This window comes from Pseudomonas flavocrustae, from assembly GCF_029872515.1.
Classification (GTDB): Bacteria; Pseudomonadota; Gammaproteobacteria; order Pseudomonadales; family Pseudomonadaceae; genus Chryseomonas; species Chryseomonas aestiva.
The window spans coordinates 208519-229343 of sequence record NZ_JAPDIQ010000009.1; the positions used below are offsets into that span (position 1 = coordinate 208519).

Annotated in this window: 20 protein-coding genes; 19 read left to right on the forward strand and 1 reads right to left on the reverse strand. The window is 65.8% G+C overall.

Annotated elements, in window-relative coordinates; all coding sequences use genetic code 11:
- Nucleotides 1-38: 38 nt before the first annotated feature.
- The 12 genes from fabZ to ispD all read left to right on the forward strand — a co-directional run bounded on the left by fabZ (nucleotide 39) and on the right by ispD (nucleotide 14184).
- Nucleotides 39-479 carry a 3-hydroxyacyl-ACP dehydratase FabZ gene (gene fabZ, locus OMP44_RS19695; RefSeq protein WP_007159483.1) on the forward strand — a complete coding sequence of 147 codons (441 nt, stop codon included), beginning with the start codon at nucleotides 39-41 and terminating at the stop codon, nucleotides 477-479.
- Nucleotides 476-1252: an acyl-ACP--UDP-N-acetylglucosamine O-acyltransferase gene (gene lpxA, locus OMP44_RS19700; protein ID WP_187978702.1), complete on the forward strand. Its 777-nt coding sequence runs from the start codon at nucleotides 476-478 to the stop codon at nucleotides 1250-1252. The genes fabZ and lpxA overlap by 4 nt, the downstream gene beginning before the upstream one ends.
- Before the next feature lie 16 nt (nucleotides 1253-1268).
- Nucleotides 1269-2396 carry a lipid-A-disaccharide synthase gene (gene lpxB, locus OMP44_RS19705; protein ID WP_280310659.1) on the forward strand — a complete coding sequence of 376 codons (1128 nt, stop codon included), beginning with the start codon at nucleotides 1269-1271 and terminating at the stop codon, nucleotides 2394-2396.
- Nucleotides 2396-3031 (forward strand): ribonuclease HII, encoded by a 636-nt coding sequence (rnhB, locus tag OMP44_RS19710; protein WP_273862641.1) that lies wholly within the window; start codon nucleotides 2396-2398, stop codon nucleotides 3029-3031. The genes lpxB and rnhB overlap by 1 nt, the downstream gene beginning before the upstream one ends.
- Before the next feature lie 76 nt (nucleotides 3032-3107).
- Nucleotides 3108-6629 (forward strand): DNA polymerase III subunit alpha, encoded by a 3522-nt coding sequence (dnaE, locus tag OMP44_RS19715; protein WP_187978704.1) that lies wholly within the window; start codon nucleotides 3108-3110, stop codon nucleotides 6627-6629.
- A 140-nt stretch (nucleotides 6630-6769) separates the two neighbouring features.
- The gene (locus OMP44_RS19720; protein WP_187978705.1) at nucleotides 6770-7720 is read left to right on the forward strand and encodes an acetyl-CoA carboxylase carboxyltransferase subunit alpha; all 951 of its coding nucleotides are present in this window, start codon (nucleotides 6770-6772) and stop codon (nucleotides 7718-7720) included.
- A 10-nt stretch (nucleotides 7721-7730) separates the two neighbouring features.
- Complete coding sequence (gene tilS / locus OMP44_RS19725) at nucleotides 7731-9047, forward strand: tRNA lysidine(34) synthetase TilS (RefSeq protein ID WP_280310623.1); 1317 nt, start codon at nucleotides 7731-7733, stop codon at nucleotides 9045-9047.
- 142 nt (nucleotides 9048-9189) lie between these two features.
- A complete protein-coding gene (pyrG, locus tag OMP44_RS19730) occupies nucleotides 9190-10818 on the forward strand; it encodes a CTP synthase (protein ID WP_158892280.1) in 1629 nt (542 codons plus the stop codon).
- Nucleotides 10819-10820: 2 nt separating this feature from the next.
- Nucleotides 10821-11669: a 3-deoxy-8-phosphooctulonate synthase gene (gene kdsA, locus OMP44_RS19735; RefSeq protein ID WP_280310627.1), complete on the forward strand. Its 849-nt coding sequence runs from the start codon at nucleotides 10821-10823 to the stop codon at nucleotides 11667-11669.
- Nucleotides 11670-11748: 79 nt separating this feature from the next.
- Nucleotides 11749-13038 (forward strand): phosphopyruvate hydratase, encoded by a 1290-nt coding sequence (gene eno / locus OMP44_RS19740; RefSeq protein WP_133859806.1) that lies wholly within the window; start codon nucleotides 11749-11751, stop codon nucleotides 13036-13038.
- Nucleotides 13039-13204: 166 nt separating this feature from the next.
- Entirely contained in the window at nucleotides 13205-13483 is a 279-nt protein-coding gene (locus tag OMP44_RS19745) for a septum formation initiator family protein (RefSeq protein WP_007159473.1), read from the forward strand.
- Nucleotides 13483-14184 (forward strand): 2-C-methyl-D-erythritol 4-phosphate cytidylyltransferase, encoded by a 702-nt coding sequence (ispD, locus tag OMP44_RS19750; RefSeq protein WP_133859805.1) that lies wholly within the window; start codon nucleotides 13483-13485, stop codon nucleotides 14182-14184. Before OMP44_RS19745 ends, ispD begins: the two co-directional genes overlap by 1 nt.
- Nucleotides 14185-14232: 48 nt before the next feature.
- Here the strand turns inward: ispD and OMP44_RS19755 are convergent, their stop codons facing one another.
- Complete coding sequence (locus tag OMP44_RS19755) at nucleotides 14233-15135, reverse strand: LysR substrate-binding domain-containing protein (RefSeq protein WP_133859804.1); 903 nt, start codon at nucleotides 15133-15135, stop codon at nucleotides 14233-14235.
- A 101-nt stretch (nucleotides 15136-15236) separates the two neighbouring features.
- On the opposite strand from OMP44_RS19755, the gene OMP44_RS19760 reads away from it, so the two are divergent.
- The 7 genes from OMP44_RS19760 to OMP44_RS19790 all read left to right on the forward strand — a co-directional run.
- Nucleotides 15237-16349, forward strand: coding sequence for an S-(hydroxymethyl)glutathione dehydrogenase/class III alcohol dehydrogenase (locus OMP44_RS19760; RefSeq protein WP_280310632.1), 1113 nt, complete (start codon nucleotides 15237-15239; stop codon nucleotides 16347-16349).
- 39 nt (nucleotides 16350-16388) lie between these two features.
- On the forward strand, nucleotides 16389-17243 hold the full coding sequence (fghA, locus tag OMP44_RS19765) for an S-formylglutathione hydrolase (protein WP_166655863.1): 855 nt from the start codon (nucleotides 16389-16391) through the stop codon (nucleotides 17241-17243).
- A gap of 66 nt (nucleotides 17244-17309) precedes the next feature.
- The gene (ispF, locus tag OMP44_RS19770; protein WP_280310635.1) at nucleotides 17310-17783 is read left to right on the forward strand and encodes a 2-C-methyl-D-erythritol 2,4-cyclodiphosphate synthase; all 474 of its coding nucleotides are present in this window, start codon (nucleotides 17310-17312) and stop codon (nucleotides 17781-17783) included.
- Nucleotides 17780-18838: a tRNA pseudouridine(13) synthase TruD gene (gene truD / locus OMP44_RS19775; protein WP_187978709.1), complete on the forward strand. Its 1059-nt coding sequence runs from the start codon at nucleotides 17780-17782 to the stop codon at nucleotides 18836-18838. The genes ispF and truD overlap by 4 nt, the downstream gene beginning before the upstream one ends.
- On the forward strand, nucleotides 18826-19581 hold the full coding sequence (gene surE, locus OMP44_RS19780; protein WP_280310638.1) for a 5'/3'-nucleotidase SurE: 756 nt from the start codon (nucleotides 18826-18828) through the stop codon (nucleotides 19579-19581). Before truD ends, surE begins: the two co-directional genes overlap by 13 nt.
- 38 nt (nucleotides 19582-19619) lie before the next feature.
- Complete coding sequence (locus OMP44_RS19785; RefSeq protein WP_007159462.1) at nucleotides 19620-20258, forward strand: protein-L-isoaspartate(D-aspartate) O-methyltransferase; 639 nt, start codon at nucleotides 19620-19622, stop codon at nucleotides 20256-20258.
- Between the two features lie 170 nt (nucleotides 20259-20428).
- Nucleotides 20429-20825: LysM peptidoglycan-binding domain-containing protein (locus OMP44_RS19790; protein WP_280310640.1), on the forward strand; the 397-nt coding region annotated here is incomplete at its 3' end.

Here is a 20825-nt window from a genome sequence, read left to right on the forward strand (position 1 = left end):
TCGGATGTTCCCCCTTTCTTAACAGGCCTTCCCCGACCATGATGGACATCAACGAGATCCGTGAATATCTCCCGCATCGCTATCCCTTTCTGTTGGTGGATCGCGTGCTGGAGCTGGATATCGAAGCCAAGCGCATTCGCGCCTACAAGAACGTCAGCATCAACGAGCCGTTCTTCACCGGCCATTTTCCCCAGCACCCGATCATGCCGGGCGTGCTGATCGTCGAGGCCATGGCGCAGGCCGCTGGCGTGCTCGGCTTTAAGATGATGAATTCCTCGCCGGCCGATGGCACCCTGTACTACTTCGTCGGATCGGATAAGCTGCGTTTTCGCCAGCCGGTGACGCCGGGTGATCAGCTGATGCTCGACGCTCGCTTCATCAGCACCAAGCGCGGTATCTGGAAGTTCGAATGCCACGCCAGTGTGGACGACAAGCCGGTCTGCTCGGCTGAAATCATCTGTGCGGAACGCAAGCTATGACGTTGATTGACCCCAGGGCTATCGTCGACCCCAAGGCACGGCTCGCTGCCGATGTCCAGGTCGGCCCCTGGTCGATCATCGGGCCCGATGTCGAGCTTGGCGAGGGGACCGTCGTCGGTCCTCACGTCATCCTCAAGGGGCCGACCGTGATCGGGCGTCACAATCGTATCTTCCAGTTCTCGTCCATCGGTGAGGACACCCCTGACCTCAAGTATCAGGGCGAACCGACCCGGCTGCGGATCGGCGATCACAATACCATCCGTGAAGGGGTCACCATCCATCGCGGTACCGTGCAGGATCGGGAAGAGACGACTATTGGCGATCACAATCTGCTGATGGCCTATGTGCACATCGGGCATGACAGCGTGATCGGCAATCACTGCATCCTGGTCAACAACACGGCCCTTGCCGGGCACGTGCATGTCGATGACTGGGCGATCCTGTCCGGCTATACCCTGGTGCATCAGTTCTGCCGCATCGGCGCCCACAGCTTTTCCGGCATGGGCACGGCCATTGGCAAGGATGTACCGGCCTATGTCACGGTGTTCGGCAATCCGGCGGAAGCCCGCAGCATGAACTTCGAAGGCATGCGGCGGCGGGGTTTCTCGGCCGAAGCCATCAAGGAATTGCGCCGCGCCTACAAGGTGGTCTACCGCCAGGGCCTGACCGTCGATGACGCCCTGCGCGAGCTGGAGCCGGTGGCTCAGCAGTTTCCCGAAGTGGCGGTGTTCCGCGATTCCATTCTGAGTGCGACGCGTGGCATCACCCGCTGAGTTCGCCCAGCGCCCGCTGCGCGTGGCGCTGGTGGCCGGGGAGGCGTCGGGTGATCTGCTGGGCGCCGGCCTGATGCAGGCGTTGCGCGAGCAGCACCCGAATATCTCCTTCATGGGGGTGGGCGGTCCGCGGATGGAAGCCGAGGGCCTGGTGTCCGAATTTCCCATGGAACGCCTGGCGGTCATGGGGCTGGTCGAGGTGCTCGGCCGCCTGCGCGAACTCCTGGGGCGGCGCAAGGCGCTGATCGCTCAGTTGCTCGACGCCCGTCCCGATGTCTTCATCGGTATCGACGCCCCGGATTTCGTCCTCGAGATCGAAGCCCAGCTGCATCGCGCGGGCATTCCCGCCGTGCATTACGTCAGCCCCTCGGTCTGGGCCTGGCGGCAGAAGCGCGTATTGAAGATCCGCGATGGCTGCGACCTGATGCTGACCCTGTTCCCCTTCGAGGCGCGCTTCTACGAAGAACAGCAGGTGCCGGTGCGCTTCGTCGGCCATCCGCTGGCCGATACCATTCCCTTGGACAGCGACCGGCTGGCGGCCCGGCAGGCCCTGGGGCTGCCGCAAGACGGTCAGGTCGTCGCCCTGCTGCCCGGCAGTCGCGGTGGCGAAGTAGGGCGCCTCGGTGCGCTGTTTCTCGACGCCGCCGCTCAGTTGCTGGCCGTGCGTCCTGACGTGCGCTTCGTGTTGCCCTGTGCCAATGCCGCGCGGCGGGCGCAGGTGGAGCAGTTGCTGGAAGGGCGGCCGCCTTTGCCGCTGCTGCTAACCGATGGCCGTTCCCATGAGGTGCTGGCCGCCTGCGACGGCGTGCTGATCGCCTCGGGCACAGCCACCCTGGAGACACTATTGTTCAAGCGACCCATGGTGGTCGCCTATCGAGTGGCGCCCCTGACCTATCTGATTCTCAAGCAGCTGGTGAAGAGTCCCTACATTTCGCTGCCGAACCTGCTGGCCGGGCGCAAGCTGGTGCCCGAGCTGATCCAGCACGAGGCGACGCCGGAACGGCTGGTGGCCGAGCTCCTGCCGTTGCTGGAACAGCCACAGCAGCAGACCGATAGCTTCGCGGCCATCCATCACAGCCTGAGGCGCGATGCCTCGGTAGAGGCGGCCGCTGCCGTGCTGGATCTCCTGCGGTCGCGCAGCTGATGCAGCTGGGTCTGGATTTCAACCTGGTCGAGGCACTGGTCGCCGGGGTGGATGAAGTCGGCCGCGGTCCGCTGTGCGGCGCCGTGGTCACGGCCGCGGTGATCCTCGATCCGGGCAAGCCCATTCTCGGGCTGAACGATTCGAAGAAGCTGTCGCTGGCGCGCCGCGAAGCCCTGTTCGACGAGATCCAGGAAAAGGCCCTGGCCTGGTGCGTGGCCCGTGCCGAGGTCGCCGAGATCGACCAGTTGAACATCCTGCACGCTACCATGCTGGCCATGCAGCGCGCGGTGGAAGGCCTGCAGGTGGAGCCGCGGCTGGCCCTGATCGATGGCAATCGCTGTCCCAAGCTGGCGGTGCCCAGTTCGCCGGTGGTGAAAGGCGACAGCCAGGTCCCGGCGATCGCCGCGGCCTCCATCCTGGCCAAGGTGAGTCGCGATCGCGAGATGCAGGTGCTGGATGCCCTCTATCCGGGCTATGGCCTGGCCGGGCACAAGGGCTATCCCACCGCCGAGCACCTGGATGCGCTCAGGCGCCTGGGGCCCACGCCCATCCACCGGCGTTCCTTCGCGCCGGTGCGTGACGCCTGGCACGCCCTCGAGACCCAGGCCTCCACCCAGATCATCGCGACCTACTGACGGCCGTCGCGGCGGTCTGACCCCGGGTCGACAATCCAGTACAATCTCGCGCCTCATGCATCAAGGGGTCTCTGCCATGTCCGCATCCTTCGTCCACCTGCGTCTGCACACGGAATACTCCCTGGTCGACGGGATCGTGCGGGTGAAGGGGCTGGTAAAGGCCGCCGAAGCGGCCGGAATGCCGGCCGTGGCGGTGACCGACCAGGGCAACCTCTGTTCCCTGGTCAAGTTCTACAAGGCCGCCATGGGCGCCGGGATCAAGCCCATCGCCGGCGCCGACATCTGGCTGGCCGGTCGCGATGGCGATGCGCCGCTGAGCCGCATGACCCTGCTGGTCATGAACGCCAAGGGTTATCGCAACCTCACCGAGCTGCTGTCGCGGGGCTTCCAGGAAGGTCAGCAGGATGGCCAGATCGTCATCCAGCGCGACTGGGTGAAGGCTGCCAGCGAAGGCCTGATCGCCCTGTCCGGCTCCAAGGAGGGCGAGGTCGGCCTGGCGCTGCTCGAAGGCGATCTGGCCCTGGCCGATCAGCTGTTCGCGGAATGGCAGCAGGTCTTCCAGGATCGCTTCTATCTGGAAGTACAGCGCACCGAGCGCGTCGGTGACGAAGAGCACCTGCATGCCGCCGTGGCCCTGGCCGATCGCTGCGGTGGCGCCCTGGTGGCGACCAACGACGTGCGCTTTCTCAAGGCCGAGGATTTCGAGGCCCACGAGACCCGTGTCTGCATCGGCGAGGGCCGCCCGCTGGACGATCCTCGTCGCGAGCGCAAGTACAGCGACCAGCAGTACCTGAAGTCGGCGGCCGAGATGGCCGAGCTGTTCAGCGACCTGCCCGAGGCGCTGGAAAATACCGTCGAGATCGCCAAGCGCTGCAACATCGAGATCCAGCTGGGCAAGTATTTCCTGCCCAACTTCCCGATTCCCAACGGGATGACCATCAACGACTACCTGCGCCATGTGTCCTTCGAGGGCCTGGAAGAGCGCCTGGCCGTGCTCTGGCCGCGCGAGACCACGCCGAACTACGAAGAGAAGCGCCAGGAGTATGTCGACCGACTCAACTTCGAGCTCGACATCATCATCCAGATGGGCTTCCCCGGTTACTTCCTCATCGTGATGGACTTCATCAAGTGGGCGAAGAACAACGGCGTGCCGGTCGGCCCCGGCCGGGGCTCGGGTGCCGGCTCCCTGGTGGCCTATGTGCTCAAGATCACCGACCTCGATCCGCTGGCCTACGACCTGCTGTTCGAGCGCTTCCTCAACCCCGAACGGATCTCCATGCCCGACTTCGACGTCGACTTCTGCATGGACGGTCGCGACCGGGTGATCGAGTACGTGGCCGACCTGTATGGCCGCGAGGCGGTGAGCCAGATCATCACCTTCGGCACCATGGCGGCCAAGGCGGTGGTGCGCGACGTGGCGCGGGTGCAGGGCAAGTCCTATGGCCTGGCCGATCGCCTGTCGAAGATGATCCCCTTCGAAGTGGGCATGACCCTGCAGAAGGCCTTCGAACAGGAAGAGGTGCTGCGCGACTTCCTGGCGACCGACGAGGACGCCAAGGAAATCTGGGACATGGCCCTGAAGCTGGAAGGCATCACCCGCGGCACCGGCAAGCACGCCGGGGGCGTGGTGATCGCGCCGACCAAGCTGACCGACTTCTCGCCCATCGCCTGCGACGAGGACGGCAACGGCCTGGTGACCCAGTTCGACAAGGACGACGTCGAGCAGGCCGGCCTGGTCAAGTTCGACTTCCTCGGTCTGCGTACCCTGACCATCATCAAGTGGGCCCTGGAGACCATCAACCGCACGGAAGTGGAGGAGGGGCGCGAGCCGCTCAACATCGACTTCATCCCGCTGGACGACAAGCCGACCTACGCCCTGCTGCAGAAGGCCGAGACCACCGCCGTCTTCCAGCTTGAATCCCGCGGCATGAAGGAGCTGATCAAGAAGCTCAAGCCAGACTGCCTCGAAGACCTCATCGCCCTGGTGGCGCTGTTCCGCCCCGGTCCGCTGCAGTCGGGCATGGTGGACGACTTCATCAACCGCAAGCATGGCCGCGCCGAGTTGGCCTATCCGCATCCGGACTACCAGTACGACGGCCTGCAGCCGGTGCTGGCGCCCACCTACGGCATCATCCTCTACCAGGAACAGGTGATGCAGATCGCCCAGGTCATGGGCGGCTACACCCTGGGCCAGGCGGACATGCTGCGCCGGGCCATGGGCAAGAAGAAGCCCGAGGAGATGGCCAAGCAGCGCGGTGGCTTCATCGAGGGCTGCGCCAATAACGGCATCGATGGCGAGCTGGCGGGCAACATCTTCGACCTGGTGGAGAAATTCGCCGGTTACGGCTTCAACAAGTCGCACTCGGCCGCCTACGGCCTGGTTTCCTACCAGACCGCCTGGTTGAAGACTCACTATCCGGCGCCCTTCATGGCCGCGGTGCTGTCGGCGGACATGCACAACACCGACAAGGTGGTGATCCTCATCGAGGAATGCCGCCATATGAAACTGCGCATCGACACGCCGGACGTGAACATCTCCGAGTTCAAGTTCACCGTGAACGAGGGTGGGCGCATCGTCTACGGCCTGGGCGCCATCAAGGGCGTGGGCGAGGGGCCGGTGGAGGCCATCGTCGAGGCGCGTGCCGAGGGGCCCTTCAAGGACCTCTTCGATTTCTGCGCGCGGGTGGATCTCAAGCGTATCAACAAGCGCACTCTGGAAGCCCTGATCCGTTCCGGTGCCCTGGACCGCCTGGGGCCGCACTATCACGATGAGCTCAAGGCCTATCAGGCGACCATCGACCAGAATCGCGCCGTACTGCTGGCGGCCATGGAAGAGGCCATCGCCTCGGCCGAGCAGACCGCCCGCAGTCACAACAGTGGTCACGTGGATCTCTTTGGTGGCGTCTTTGCCGAACCCGAGGCCGACGTCTATGCCAACCACCGGCGCGCCCGCGAGCTCAATCTCAAGGAGCGTCTGCGCGGGGAAAAGGAAACCCTGGGGCTGTACCTGACCGGCCACCCCATCGAGGAATACGAAGGCGAGGTCCGGCGGCTGGCGCGTCAGCGCATCGTCGACCTCAAGCCCTCGCGCGAAACCCAGACCGTGGCCGGTCTGATCGTCAACCTGCGGGTGATGAAGAACAAGCGCGGCGACAAGATGGGCTTCGTCACCCTGGACGATCGCTCCGGACGCATCGAGGCCTCGCTGTTCGCCGAGGCCTTCAATGCCGCCCAGGCGCTGTTGCAGACCGATGCCCTGGTGATCGTCGAGGGCGAGGTCAGCCAGGACGACTTCTCCGGTGGCCTGCGCCTGCGCGCCAAGCGGGTACTGGGGCTGGAGGAAGCCCGTACCGCCCTGGCGGAAAGCCTCAGGATCGCCGTGCGCAGCGAGGCGCTGGCCGGCGATCGGCTGCGCTGGCTGGGCGAGTTGTGCGGTCGCCATCGCGGCGCCTGTCCGGTCACCATCGACTACCAGGGGCCCACCGCGCGGGCGCTGCTGCAGTTCGGCGAGAACTACCGGATCGACCCGGCCGATGGCCTGATTCAAACCCTGCGTGACCAGTTCGGCAGGGAGAACGTCTTTCTGAACTATCGTTAAGTCCGAGCGCCTCGTGCGCTCCGTCCCAACCCTCGCCAGCGGCGGGTGCCGGTGATGTGGCAGGAGTCTCGACCTGTCCCGTCCGATCCCTTAAGGTAGGCGCCCCGGCCCCTGGCTCTAGATTGTAATAACGGATGCCCATGAACCCGAACTATCTCGATTTCGAACAGCCTATCGCCGATCTCCAGGCCAAGATCGAAGAACTTCGACTGGTCGGTAACGACAATGCGCTGAACATCAGTGACGAGATCGCCCGGTTGCAGGAGAAGAGTCAGGCGCTCACCAAGAGCATCTTCAGCGACCTGTCCAGCTGGCAGGTGGCTCGTCTGGCCCGGCATCCGCTGCGTCCCTATACCCTCGACTACATCAGCTATCTGTTCAGCGATTTCGAAGAGCTGCACGGTGACCGCCACTTCGCCGACGATCCAGCCATCGTCGGTGGCATCGCCCGCCTGGAAGGTCGTCCGGTGATGATCATCGGTCACCAGAAGGGCCGTGAGGTACGCGAGAAGGTCCGCCGCAACTTCGGTATGCCGCGTCCGGAAGGCTATCGCAAGGCCTGCCGCCTGATGGAAATGGCCGAACGCTTCAAGATGCCGATCCTGACCTTTATCGACACCCCCGGGGCCTACCCGGGCATCGACGCCGAAGAGCGCGGTCAGAGCGAGGCGATCGCCTGGAACCTGCGGGTCATGGCGCGCCTCAAGACCCCCATCATCGCCACCGTGATCGGCGAGGGTGGTTCCGGTGGCGCCCTGGCCATCGGCGTCTGCGATCAGCTGAACATGCTGCAGCACTCCACCTACTCGGTGATCTCGCCGGAAGGTTGCGCCTCCATTCTGTGGAAGACCGCCGAAAAGGCCCCCGATGCCGCCGAGGCCATGGGCATCACCGCCGAGCGGCTGAAGAGCCTGAACATCGTCGACCAGGTGATCGACGAGCCCCTGGGCGGTGCCCATCGCGATCCCCAGACCATGGCCAACAGCCTGCGCAGCGCACTGCTGGAGCAGCTGGATGAACTCAAGGACTACGACCTGCCGGCGCTGCTGGATCGTCGTTACAAGCGCCTGATGAGCTACGGCATTTCCTGATACCGCGGCCATGAGTCTGCTGGACCGGCTGCACGCCCGCCTGGAGCGGCAGCCGCCCACCCGTCACTGGCGAGTGGGCTTCTCCGGCGGACTCGACTCCACCGTTCTCCTGCACCTCTGCGCGCGATTGCGCGCGCGCGGCCTGCTGGTCGACCTGCAGGCGGTGCATGTGCACCACGGCCTGCAGGCCGCGGCGGATGCCTGGGTCGCGCATTGCACCCGGGTCTGCCAAGGGCTGGCCATTCCTCTCGCTATCCTGCACGTCCGCACCGATGGCGCCGCCAGTCTTGAGCGAGCCGCCCGCGAAGCGCGCTATGCCGCCTTCGCCCGGGTGCTGCCGGAGGATGGCTGCCTGGTGCTGGGCCAGCATCGTGACGATCAGCTGGAGACCCTGTTGCAGCGGCTGGTACGTGGCGCGGGTGTGAAGGGCCTCGCCGGCATGCCGGAGACCCGATCGCTGGCGGCCGGTCGCCTCTGGCGCCCGTTGCTGGACGAGCCCCGCGCCGCACTGCTGGCCTATGCCGAAGCCGAAGGGCTGGACTGGATCGAAGACCCCAGCAATGCCGATACCGGGCTGGATCGCAATTACCTGAGACACAAGGTGCTGCCACGGTTGCGCCAGCGCTGGCCAGGGGTCGATCAGGTCATGGCGCGCAGCGCCCGTCACCTGGCCGAAGCCGACGAACTGCTCGGCGAACTGGCCAGCCTGGATCTGCAGCAGGCCCGGCTCGTCGCCCAACCCTTCCCCTGGATTCCCTTGCCCAGTCTGGCCCTGGCGCCCTTGCAGCGCTTGAGCGAGGCCCGCCAGCGCAATGCCCTGCGTGCCTGGCTGGCTGCGCTGACGCGCCAGCCCGACAGCGCCCATTGGGCCGGCTGGCAGGCGGTGCGCGAGGCGGGCACGGCCAGCGATCCCGTCTGGCGCCTCGAAGGCGGCAGTGTGCGCCGTGGGGCCGGGCGGATCTGGTGGGTGCCGGACGCCTGGCAGGTCATGCCCTCTCCCCAGCCGGTCGCCGCTCGGGTCGGCACCCTGGAACTGAGGGGCAATGGCCGCCTGATCTTTACCGGGCAGGCCGTCGAAGCCGGCTGGCGAATCGGCTATCGCCAGGGCGGCGAGCGACTGGTCGTAGCCGGTCGCGGCAGTCGCGATCTCAAGCGCCTGCTCAACGAGCGGGAGGTCCCGCCTTTCCTGCGCGGCCGTTTGCCGCTGCTCTGGCGAGGCGACGAACTGCTGGCCGTGGCCAATCTGCCCGGCCTGAGTGCTCTGCCAGGGGGAGGGCGGCTTGAGTGGCAGCCCGCAGACGGCATGGGTGGGTTTGAGCTGGGATGACCTTTAGGCTAGACTACGCTCCCGTCTTATACCGCATTTTCCGCTCGCTCCGAGTGGACGGTGTGCATTGGTCCGGCGCCAGGCCGACCGCTCTCGCTTTCATCGGCGGCTCTCCGCCTCAACGCAGATTCTAGGAATTTTCATGACGCGCTTTATTTTCGTCACGGGCGGTGTTGTTTCTTCTTTGGGGAAAGGCATCGCCTCGGCTTCCCTGGGCGCCATTCTGGAAGCGAGAGGGCTGAAGGTCACCATGCTCAAGCTGGATCCCTACATCAACGTGGATCCCGGCACCATGAGTCCCTTCCAGCACGGCGAGGTGTTCGTCACCCATGACGGCGCCGAGACCGACCTGGACTTGGGTCACTACGAGCGGTTCATCCGCACCACCGTGACCCAGAACAACAACTTCACCACCGGTCGCATCTACATGGACGTGCTGCGCAAGGAGCGTCGTGGCGACTACCTGGGCGCCACCGTGCAGGTGATCCCGCACATCACCGACGAGATCAAGAGACGCATCATCAAGGGCGCCGGCGATGCCGATGTGGCCCTGGTGGAGATCGGCGGTACCGTCGGCGACATCGAGTCGCAGCCTTTCCTCGAAGCCATCCGCCAGTTGCGGGTGGAGATCGGGGCGCGCCGCGCCATGCTGATGCACCTGACCCTGGTGCCCTATATCGCCACCGCCGGCGAGACCAAGACCAAGCCGACCCAGCATTCGGTCAAGGAACTGCGCTCCATCGGCCTGCAGCCCGATGTGCTGATCTGCCGGTCCGACCACACCGTCGACAGCTCCTCGCGTCGCAAGATCGCGCTCTTCACCAACGTCGAAGAGCGCGCGGTCATCTCCCTGGAAGACGTCGACACCATCTACCGCATTCCCTCCGTGCTGCACGCCCAGGGCCTGGACGAGTTCGTCATCGAGCGCTTCGGCCTGGAGTGCAAGCCGGCCGATCTGTCCGAGTGGGATCGCGTGGTGGACGCCAAGCTCAACCCCGCGCAGGAAGTCACCATCGCCATGGTCGGCAAGTACATGGAACTGCTCGACGCCTACAAGTCGCTGATCGAGGCCATGACCCACGCCGGCATCCAGAGCCGCACCAAGGTCAACCTGCGCTATATCGATTCCGAGCACATCGAGCAGCAGGGCACCCATCTGCTCAAGGGCGTGGACGCCATCCTGGTTCCCGGCGGCTTCGGCCTGCGCGGCGTGGAAGGCAAGATCGCCACCGTGCAGTACGCTCGCGAGAACAAGATTCCCTACCTGGGCATCTGCCTGGGCATGCAGGTGGCGGTCATCGAATTCGCCCGTAACGTGCTGGGCTGGAAAGACGCCAACTCCACCGAATTCGACAAGGCCAGCGGGCACCCGGTGGTCGGCCTGATCACCGAGTGGCAGGACGCCACTGGCGCCACCGAGATCCGCACCGAAGGCTCCGACTTGGGTGGCACCATGCGCCTGGGCGCCCAGGAGTGCCAGCTGAGCGAAGGCACCCTGGTGCACGACTGCTACGGCCAGGACGTCATCGTCGAGCGCCATCGTCACCGCTACGAGGTCAACAACAACCTGCTGCCGCAGATCCAGGCCGCCGGCCTGAAGATCTCCGGTCGCTCGGGCGACGGCGCCCTGGTGGAGGTGGTGGAAGCCCCGGACCATCCCTGGTTCGTCGCCTGCCAGTTCCACCCGGAGTTCACCTCCACCCCGCGTGACGGCCATCCGCTGTTCAGCGGCTTCGTCAACGCCGCCCTGCGTTACGCCAAGAAGGATTGAGCATGACCGTGCAGAAGATCGTCCGCGTCGGCAACATCGAGATCGCCAACGACAAGCCCTTCGTGCTGTTCGGCGGCATGAACGTGCTGGAATCCCGTGACCTGGCCATGGAGGTCTGCGAGCAATACGTCAAGGTGACCGAGAAGCTGGGCATCCCCTATGTCTTCAAGGCCAGCTTCGACAAGGCCAACCGCTCCTCGGTGACCAGCTATCGTGGTCCGGGCATGGAAGCCGGCCTGCGCATCTTCGAAGAGCTCAAGGCCACCTTCGGCATGCCGGTGATCACCGACGTCCACGAGCCCTATCAGGCGGCTCCGGTGGCGGCGGTGTGCGACATCATCCAGCTGCCGGCCTTTCTCTCGCGGCAGACCGACCTGGTGGTGGCCATGGCCAAGACCGACGCCGTGATCAACATCAAGAAGGCGCAGTTCCTCGCGCCCCAGGAGATGAAGCACATCCTCGCCAAGTGCGAAGAAGCCGGCAACGACCAGTTGATCCTCTGCGAGCGGGGCTCCTCCTTCGGCTACAACAACCTGGTGGTCGACATGCTCGGCTTCGGCGTCATGAAGAGCTTCGGCTACCCGGTGTTCTTCGACGTGACCCATGCCCTGCAGATGCCGGGCGGTCGCGCCGATTCCGCCGGCGGCCGCCGCGCTCAGGTCACCGACCTGGCCAAGGCGGGCATGAGCCAGGGCCTGGCCGGTCTGTTCCTCGAAGCCCATCCGGATCCCGAACATGCCAAGTGCGACGGCCCCTGTGCCCTGCGCCTGGAGAAGCTGGAGCCCTTCCTGGCCCAGCTCAAGGCGCTGGACGAGCTGGTGAAGTCGTTCACGCCGATCGAAACTGCCTAAGCGGCGGCTGAACCAAAAGGCCCAGGCGCAGCCGAAGGCTGATCCGTCAATGACCGGTAACATGGAGATCGATACAAAAATGGCTAACATCGTCGACATCAAGGGACGTGAAGTCCTGGATTCCCGCGGCAACCCCACCGTTGAAGCGGACGTTATCCTGGACAATGGTATCGTCGGTCGCGCCACCGCGCCGTCCGGCGCGTCCACCGGTTCGCGCGAGGCACTGGAGCTGCGCGACGGCGACAAGAGCCGTTATTTGGGCAAGGGCGTGCTGAAGGCCGTGGGCAACATCAACGGCCCGATCCGTGACCTGCTGCTGGGCAAGGATCCGAGCGACCAGAAGGCCCTGGACCGCGCCATGATCGAGCTGGACGGTACCGAGAACAAGGCCAAGCTGGGCGCCAACGCCATCCTGGCCGTGTCCCTGGCGGCCGCCAAGGCCGCTGCCGAAGACCAGGACCTGCCGCTCTACGCCCACATCGCCAACCTGAACGGTACCCCCGGTCAGTACTCCATGCCGGTGCCGATGATGAACATCATCAATGGCGGCGAACATGCCGACAACAACGTCGACATCCAGGAATTCATGGTCCAGCCGGTCGGCGCCAAGAGCTTTGCCGACGCCCTGCGCGTGGGTGCCGAGATCTTCCATCACCTCAAAGCCGTGCTCAAGGCTCGGGGCCTGAGCACCTCCGTGGGTGACGAAGGCGGCTTCGCGCCGAACCTGGCTTCCAACGCCGACGCCCTGGCCGCCATCGCCGAAGCGGTGAAGAACGCCGGCTACGCGCTGGGTACCGACGTGACCCTGGCCCTGGACTGCGCTTCCAGCGAATTCTACAAGGACGGCCAGTACGACCTGTCCGGCGAGGGCAAGGCCTTCGACGCCAACGGTTTCGCCGACTACCTGGCCGGGCTGACCGAGCAATTCCCGATCATCTCCATCGAAGATGGCATGGACGAGTCCGACTGGGCCGGCTGGAAGGCGCTGACCGACAAGATCGGCAGCAAGGTGCAGCTGGTGGGCGACGACCTGTTCGTCACCAACACCAAGATCCTCAAGGAAGGCATCGAGAAGGGCATCGGTAACTCGATCCTGATCAAGTTCAATCAGATCGGCTCCCTGACCGAGACCCTGGAAGCCATCCAGATGGCCAAGGCCGCCGGCTACACCGCGGTGATCTCCCACCGCAGCGGCGAGACCGAAGACTCCACCATCGCCGATCTGGCCGTGGGCACTGCCGCCGGTCAGATCAAGACCGGGTCGCTGTGCCGCTCCGATCGCGTCTCCAAGTACAACCAGCTGCTGCGCATCGAAGAGCAGCTGGGTGCCAAGGCGCCTTACCGCGGCCGTGCCGAGTTCCGCAGCTAAGGGCTGAGCGACCGGGGAGGTGCTGACTCACGTCAGCGCCTCCCGCCACGTCCGACGGACCACAGGATAGATGCCCAGTTTACAAGCGTAGAGCTGGGCTTCTATCCTGTTTTCGTCTCTGCCGCCGCCTTTGCGGCATCCGCCGTCCGCGAATCCGTTATCTCCCATGCGAAGTCCCTACTGGCTGTTCCCCTTCCTGCTCCTGCTGCTCGGCGGTCTTCAGTATCGCCTGTGGGTCGGTGATGGCAGCTTCGCCCAGGTGCGCGAACTCAAGCAGCAGATCGCCGACCAGAATGGTGAGAACAAGCGCCTGCTGGAGCGCAACGAGATCCTCGAAGCCGAGGTCGTCGAGCTCAAGAAAGGCATGGAGACCGTCGAGGAGCGTGCCCGCCACGAACTCGGCATGGTCAAACAAGGCGAAACCCTCTTCCTGCAATCCAAATAATGTCCCTCCTGCCTTCCTTCTGGGCGGTCATCCCCGCCGCGGGCGTGGGTGCGCGGATGCGTGCCGACCGACCCAAGCAATACCTCGACCTGTGCGGCCGCAGTCTGCTGGAGCGCACCCTCGACTGTTTTCTCGACCACCCGCGCCTGCGCGGCCTGGCGGTGAGCCTGGCGCCGGAAGACCCCTGGTGGCCGACGCTGGCCTGCGCCCGCGATGCCCGCATCCTGCGCGCACCGGGCGGTCGCGAGCGCGCCGACTCGGTACTCGGTGGCCTGCTGCTGCTGAGCGAGCAGGGCGCCACCGACGGCGACTGGGTGCTGGTGCACGATGCCGCGCGACCCAATCTCTGTCGCGAGGATCTGGACCGGCTGCTGGCCGAACTGGCCCAGGACCCGGTGGGTGGCCTCCTGGGCGTGCCGGCACGGGATACCCTCAAGCGCGTTGGCCGCGATGGCCGGGTGAGCGAAACCGTGGATCGCAGCCAGGTCTGGCTGGCCTATACGCCGCAGATGTTTCGCCTCGGTGCCCTGCGTGACGCCCTGAGCGCCGGCCTGGCTGCGGGCGCTGCCATCACCGATGAGGCGTCGGCGATGGAATGGGCCGGTCATGCGCCGCGCCTGGTCGAAGGCCGCGCGGACAACATCAAGGTCACCACCCCCGAAGACCTGCAGCGGCTGCAACAGGTCTTCGCCGAGGCCTAGGACCCAGGCCCGCAGTGGCCCATCGCTGAAAAGACTCGCTCGCTGCGCTCAATCCACTGGGTGGCGAGCCCCTGGGCGCGGGGTGCCCAGGCCCTGCTTGAGGTGTTCCACCAGCAGGCGAATCTTCGGCGAGAGAAAGCGCCGCTGCGGATAAAGCGCCCAGACCGCGCTATTGGGCGGCTGACGATTGTCCAGCAGGGCGCGCAGCTCGCCGCGGGCCAGATGCGGCTGCACGTAGTAATCCGGCAGCTGGCAGAGGCCGAAGCCACGCAGGGCAGCGTCGAGCACCGCCTGGCCGCTGTTGCAGCGCCAGGAGCCCTGGACCCGGTGCAGCACCTCGCGCTCGTTTTCGCGAAAGCTCCAGATATCGCTGGTACCCACCAGGCAACGATGGCGACTCAGCTCGGACAGGGTATGGGGCGCACCGAAGCGCTCCAGATAGCTCGGCGCGGCGCACAGATAGAGCTCCCGTGGCGCCAGGCGCGTCGCTACCAGACGCGAGTCGGCCAGGCGGCCCAGGCGGATGGCCAGATCGTAGCCCTCGTGCAGCAGGTCGACGGTGCGGTTGGTCAGGTCCAGTTCCAGACTCACCTCGGGATGGCGGGCGAGAAAATCGTTGACCAGGGGCACGACGAAGCGTTCGCCATAGGTCACGGCGCAGGTCATGCGGATCAGCCCCTTGGGCTGGCTGGAGAGATCGCTGACCTCGCGCAGGGCTTCGTCGCGTGCCTCCTGCAGGCGTCGGCAGTGCTGGAGAAAGGTGTGACCGGCTTCGGTGAGGGCGACGCTGCGGGTGCTGCGATAGAGCAGACGCGCCTGCAGACGCTCCTCCAGCCTTGCCACCTGACGGCTGACGTGGGACGTGGAGGTGCCCAGGCGATCGGCGGCTTGACCAAAGTGCAGGGTGTTCGCCACCGCGACGAACTCATCGATACCCTCCCAACCCATCATTGTTTCCCTGTGGCAAAAATGAATTCCAGTATGCCCGATTGTTCCAGGATTTCTGGCGTCTAAACTGATCACCTCGTTTTTTCGTCCTACTGGAGTCGAGCATGATCAAGTCCCGCGCCGCCGTAGCCTTCGCGCCCAATGAGCCCCTGAAGATCGTCGAAGTGGACGTCGAGCCGCCCAAGGCCGGTGAGGTGCTGATCCGCATCGTCGCCACCGGCGTCTGCCACACCGACGCCTACACCCTGTCCGGCCAGGACTCCGAGGGGGTCTTTCCCTGCATCCTCGGTCACGAAGGCGGTGGCATCGTCGAGGCGGTGGGCGAGGGCGTGACCTCGGTCGCCGTGGGCGATCACGTCATCCCGCTGTACACCGCCGAATGCGGCCAGTGCAAATTCTGTAAATCCGGCAAGACCAACCTGTGCAGCTCGGTGCGCGCGACCCAGGGCAAGGGCCTGATGCCCGACGGCACCACCCGCTTCTCCTACAACGGCGAGCCGATCTACCACTACATGGGCTGCTCGACCTTCTCCGAGTACACGGTGCTGCCGGAGGTCTCGGTGGCCAAGATCCCTACCGAGGCACCCTTGGAAAAGGTCTGCCTGCTGGGCTGTGGCGTGACCACCGGCATCGGCGCCGTGCTCAACACCGCCAAGGTGGAAGAGGGCGCCACCGTTGCGGTCTTCGGTCTGGGTGGCATCGGTCTGGCCGCCATCATCGGCGCCAAGATGGCCAAGGCCAGCCGCATCATCGCAATCGACATCAATCCCTCGAAGTTCGACATCGCCCGCGAACTGGGCGCCACCGACTTCGTCAATCCCAAGGATCACCAGAAGCCGATCCAGGAGGTCATCGTCGAGCTGACCGACGGCGGCGTCGACTACAGCTTCGAATGCGTCGGCAACGTCAACCTGATGCGTGCGGCCCTGGAATGCTGCCACAAGGGCTGGGGCGAGTCGGTGATCATCGGCGTGGCCGGGGCTGGCCAGGAGATCAGCACCCGGCCGTTCCAGCTGGTGACCGGTCGCGTCTGGCGCGGCAGCGCCTTCGGCGGCGTCAAGGGCCGCAGCGAGCTGCCCGGCTATGTGCGCAAGGCGCAGAGCGGCGAGATCCCGCTGGACACCTTCATCACCCACACCATGGGCCTGGAGCAGATCAACGAGGCCTTCGAGCTGATGCACGAAGGCAAGAGCATCCGCACCGTCGTCCATTACTGATCACCAGGCGGGCGCCCAGGGGCGCCCCCTGTTCGGGAGATGACCATGAGTCTCGAACTGCTCTCCAGCAACAAGAGTTTCGGCGGCTGGCACAAGCGCTATCGCCATCGCGCGCGCAGTCTCGACTGCGACATGACCTTTGCCGTCTACCTGCCGCCGCAGGCGGAAGCCCGTAGCGACCTGCCGGTGCTCTACTGGCTGTCGGGGCTGACCTGCACCGACGAGAACTTCATGCAGAAAGCTGGCGCCCAGCGCCTGGCGGCCGAGCTGGGCCTGGTGCTGGTGGCGCCGGACACCAGTCCGCGCGGCGAAGGCGTACCGGACGACCCCGAAAAGGCCTGGGACTTCGGCCTGGGCGCCGGCTTCTACATCAATGCCACCCAGCAGCCCTGGGCCAAGCATTACCGCATGCACGACTATGTGGTGGAGGAGCTGCCGGCGCTGATCGAGGCCAACTTCCCGGTCTCGGATCGCCGCGGCGTCAGCGGTCATTCCATGGGCGGCCACGGGGCCCTGATCTGCGCCCTGCGGCATCCGGGTCGCTATCGTTCGGTGTCGGCCTTCTCGCCCATCGTCAATCCGCTGGATTGTCCCTGGGGGCACAAGGCGTTCTCCCACTACCTGGGTGACGACCGCAGCAGCTGGGCGGAGTGGGATGCCTGCGCGCTGCTGGCCAAGGCCGAGGAGCGCCTGCCGCTGCTGGTCGACCAGGGTGAGCAGGACAGCTTCCTCGCCGAACAGCTCAAGCCCCAGGCCCTGCAGCGGGCGGCGGAAGCCACGGGTCATCCGCTGGAACTGCGGCTGCAGCCAGGCTATGACCACAGCTATTTCTTCGTCGCCAGCTTCATCGACGACCACCTGCGGCATCACGCGGCGGCCCTGTCGACCTCGTAAGGGCGACGGCGCCTGTCCACAGCCGGTAGAATCGACGCCCTGTCATTTTCCAGGGCGTCTCTGTTCATGCGCATAGGTCACGGTTTCGACGTTCACGCCTTTGGCGAGGGCGACTTCATTACCCTCGGTGGCATTCGTATTCCCCACCACCACGGCCTGGTTGCCCACTCCGATGGCGACGTGCTGCTGCATGCCCTGGCCGATGCCCTGCTGGGTGCGGTCGCCCTGGGCGACATCGGCAAGCATTTCCCCGATACCGATCCGCGCTTCAAGGGCGCCGACAGCCGGGTGCTCCTGCGCCATGTGGTCGAGCTGGTCCGTGAACAGGGCTGGAAGGTCGGTAACGTCGACGGCACCATCGCCGCCCAGGCGCCCAAGATGGCGCCGCACATCGAGGCCATGCGCCAGGCCATCGCCGAGGACCTGCAGGTCGAGCTGGGCCAGGTCAACGTCAAGGCCACCACCACCGAGCGTCTGGGTTTCGTCGGGCGCGAAGAGGGCATCGCCGTGCACGCCGTGGCCCTGCTGTTGCCACTATGACCGAAGACCAGCTGCTCGGGCCGCGCGCCCATGGCGAGCCCTGCGGCCAGGCGATTCTCAAGGCCAGTGCCGAGGACTTTCAGGTGGACGAGGTGCTGGACATCCCGCTGAGCGGTGATGGCGAGCACCTCTGGCTGTGGGTCGAGAAGCGCGGCCTCAACACCGAGGAAGCCGTGCGCCGCCTGGCGCGTGCCGCCGGGGTGCCGCAGCGGGCGATCAGCTACGCCGGCCTCAAGGATCGCCAGGCCCTGACCCGCCAGTGGTTCAGCCTGCACCTGCCCGGCAAGGCCGATCCGGACCTGGCGGCCGCCTGCGACGAGACGCTGGTGATCCTCCAGCAGGGTCGGCACCGGCGCAAGCTGCAGCGGGGCGCCCATGCCGCCAATGGCTTCCGCCTGCGCCTGACCGGGCTCCAGGCCGATGCCGCGCTGCTGGAGGCGCGGCTGCAGGCCATCGCTACCGGCGGCGTACCCAACTATTTCGGCCCGCAGCGCTTCGGCTACCAGGGCGGCAATCTGGCCGACGCCCAGGCGTGTGCTCGCGAGCAGCGTCTGCCCGAACAGCGCAACCGGCGTTCACGGACGCTGTCCGCCGCGCGCAGCTGGCTGTTCAATCAGGTGCTGGCCGAACGGATCGCCGACAACTCCTGGAATCAGGCGCAGGAGGGCGATCTGCTGGCCTTCACCGACAGCCGCAGCCACTTTCCGGCGACCGCCGCCGATCTGGCGGATCCGCGCCTGGCGGCGCTCGATCTGCACCCCACGGGCCCGCTGTGGGGCGCCGGTGAATCCCTGGTGCAGGGTCCGGCCGCGGCCCTGGAACAGGAGGTGGCCAGGGCCGCCGGAGAGCTGCCCGCCTGGCTGGCCGGTGCCGGCCTCTCGCATGAACGGCGCATCCTGCGCCTCCCCATCGGCGGCCTGACGTGGCATTATCCCGCTCCTGACATTCTGCAACTCGAATTCGTCCTGCCGGCCGGCTGTTTTGCCACCGCAGTGGTTCGCGAGCTGGTAACGCTTGGCGAGGCAGGGCAGACGGAACATCCATGCGACTTCTGATCGCCAACGACGATGGGGTGCTGGCCCCCGGTATCGCCGCGCTGCATGCCGCGCTCTCCGCCCGTGCGGACTACGAGTGCCAGGTAGTCGCGCCGCTCTATGACATGAGCGGCGTGAGCAGTGCCCTGACGCTGGACCGCCCCCTGCATCCGCAGCGCCTGCCCAACGGCTTCCTGGGCGTCAACGGCACGCCTACCGATTGCGTTCACCTCGGCCTCAATGGCCTGTTGGAAGCTACGCCGGACATGGTGGTGGCCGGCATCAACCTGGGCGCCAATCTTGGCGACGACGTCCTCTATTCCGGTACCGTGGCCGCGGCCATGGAAGGGCGTTTTCTCAACCGCCCGGCGCTGGCCTTCTCGCTGGTGTCGCGCAGTGCCGACAACATGGCGGTCGCGGCCGAGATCGCCGCCCGTATCGTGGCCTTGCACGAGCGCTTCGATCTGCCGCCGCGCACCGTCCTCAACGTCAACATCCCGGATCTGCCGCTTGCGCAGATCAAGGGGCTGCAGCTGACCCGTCTGGGTCATCGCGCCCAGGCCAAGCCGCCGGTGCGCGAGGTCAATCCGCGTGGCAAGGCGGGCTACTGGATCTCGGTTTCCGGCGATGCGGTGGATGGCGGACCGGGCACCGACTTCCATGCCGTGCTGGAAGGCTATGTCTCGGTGACGCCACTGCAGTTCGATCGCACCTTCCGCGAGGGTTTCGCCGGCCTGCAGGCTCTGACGGAGCTGCTGGCATGACTCAGGGGCAAGAGCATATGCAAAGACACGGCATCGGCATGACCTCCCAGCGCACCCGGGAGCGCCTCATCCAGCGCCTCTACGAAGAGGGGCTGTCCAACGCCCAGGTGCTGGAGGTGATCCGCCGTACGCCGCGTCACCTGTTCGTCGACGAGGCCCTGGCCCATCGCGCCTACGAAGACACGGCGCTGCCCATCGGCCACAACCAGACCATTTCCCAGCCGTTCATGGTGGCGCGCATGACCGAGCTGCTGCTCGCCGGCGGTCCGCTGGACAAGGTCATGGAGATCGGCACCGGCTCCGGCTACCAGACCGCCATCTTGGCGCAGACCGTGGAGCGGGTGTTTTCCGTGGAGCGCATCCAGTCGCTGCAGGACAGAGCCAAGGAGCGTCTGCTCGAACTCAATCTGCGCAACGTGGTGTTTCGCTGGGGCGATGGCTGGGAAGGCTGGCCGGCGCTGGCGCCCTACAACGGCATCATCGTCACCGCCGCGGCGCGGGAAGTGCCCCAGGCGCTGCTCGACCAGCTGGCACCCGGCGGTCGCCTGGTGATCCCGGTAGGCGTCGACGAGGAGCAGAAGCTCCTGCTGATCGTGCGCGAAGCCGAAGGCTTCGTCCGCCACGAACTCAATGCCGTCCGTTTCGTGCCCCTGCTCAATGGACCCCTGGCCCAGTGAGCGACAGGGAACGTTACCCCGGTACCGCGCTCCAAGGCTGCCTGGCGGCTGCGGCCGCTTGAGGCCGGCGGGATGGCCGGACGGTAGATGATCAGACTCTGCGGGAGGAACGGGTGAAGGCCCGAGCGCAAGGATTTCCAGGACGAGGGCGTTCAGGCTGGCTGGCGGGGATGCTCGTGGCCCTGCTGCTGGCGGGCTGTTCGAGCAACGGCTCGCGAGCGCCGGTGGTCGACCGCGGCGATGGCCGCAGCAGCGTACCCCAGGTCACTTCCGGGCAGTATCGCGTCAAGCGCGGTGACACCCTGTTCTCCATCGCCTCCCGCAATGGCTGGGAATGGCGTGCCCTGGCAGCCCAGAACGGCCTCGGGGCACCCTATGTCATCCATGTCGGCCAGGTCATCCGTTTCGGCAGCGGTTCCAGCGCCAGTGGTTCCAGTCGCATCATCCGTCGACCGGCCACGGTAGCTTCTGCTCCGGCACCCGGCACTCCGGTGGCGACACCAGTGCCCATCCCGCCGCCCGTCACCTCCAGTCCCACTGTCGCCACCCCGGTGGTGACCCCCAATC

Excerpts from the sequence above, each read along its gene's own strand:
- dnaE (WP_187978704.1), top strand. The coding sequence starts at position 3,108 with ATGTCCGCATCCTTCGTCCACCTGCGTCTGCACACGGAATACTCCCTG.
- ispD (WP_133859805.1), top strand. The coding sequence starts at position 13,483 with ATGTCCCTCCTGCCTTCCTTCTGGGCGGTCATCCCCGCCGCGGGCGTG.
- ispF (WP_280310635.1), top strand. The coding sequence starts at position 17,310 with ATGCGCATAGGTCACGGTTTCGACGTTCACGCCTTTGGCGAGGGCGAC.
- fabZ (WP_007159483.1), top strand. The coding sequence starts at position 39 with ATGATGGACATCAACGAGATCCGTGAATATCTCCCGCATCGCTATCCC.
- OMP44_RS19760 (WP_280310632.1), top strand. The coding sequence starts at position 15,237 with ATGATCAAGTCCCGCGCCGCCGTAGCCTTCGCGCCCAATGAGCCCCTG.
- eno (WP_133859806.1), top strand. The coding sequence starts at position 11,749 with ATGGCTAACATCGTCGACATCAAGGGACGTGAAGTCCTGGATTCCCGC.
- surE (WP_280310638.1), top strand. The coding sequence starts at position 18,826 with ATGCGACTTCTGATCGCCAACGACGATGGGGTGCTGGCCCCCGGTATC.
- OMP44_RS19755 (WP_133859804.1), bottom strand. The coding sequence starts at position 15,135 with ATGATGGGTTGGGAGGGTATCGATGAGTTCGTCGCGGTGGCGAACACC.
- fghA (WP_166655863.1), top strand. The coding sequence starts at position 16,389 with ATGACCATGAGTCTCGAACTGCTCTCCAGCAACAAGAGTTTCGGCGGC.
- pyrG (WP_158892280.1), top strand. The coding sequence starts at position 9,190 with ATGACGCGCTTTATTTTCGTCACGGGCGGTGTTGTTTCTTCTTTGGGG.
- kdsA (WP_280310627.1), top strand. The coding sequence starts at position 10,821 with ATGACCGTGCAGAAGATCGTCCGCGTCGGCAACATCGAGATCGCCAAC.
- truD (WP_187978709.1), top strand. The coding sequence starts at position 17,780 with ATGACCGAAGACCAGCTGCTCGGGCCGCGCGCCCATGGCGAGCCCTGC.
- rnhB (WP_273862641.1), top strand. The coding sequence starts at position 2,396 with ATGCAGCTGGGTCTGGATTTCAACCTGGTCGAGGCACTGGTCGCCGGG.
- OMP44_RS19785 (WP_007159462.1), top strand. The coding sequence starts at position 19,620 with ATGACCTCCCAGCGCACCCGGGAGCGCCTCATCCAGCGCCTCTACGAA.
- OMP44_RS19720 (WP_187978705.1), top strand. The coding sequence starts at position 6,770 with ATGAACCCGAACTATCTCGATTTCGAACAGCCTATCGCCGATCTCCAG.
- OMP44_RS19745 (WP_007159473.1), top strand. The coding sequence starts at position 13,205 with ATGCGAAGTCCCTACTGGCTGTTCCCCTTCCTGCTCCTGCTGCTCGGC.
- tilS (WP_280310623.1), top strand. The coding sequence starts at position 7,731 with ATGAGTCTGCTGGACCGGCTGCACGCCCGCCTGGAGCGGCAGCCGCCC.
- lpxA (WP_187978702.1), top strand. The coding sequence starts at position 476 with ATGACGTTGATTGACCCCAGGGCTATCGTCGACCCCAAGGCACGGCTC.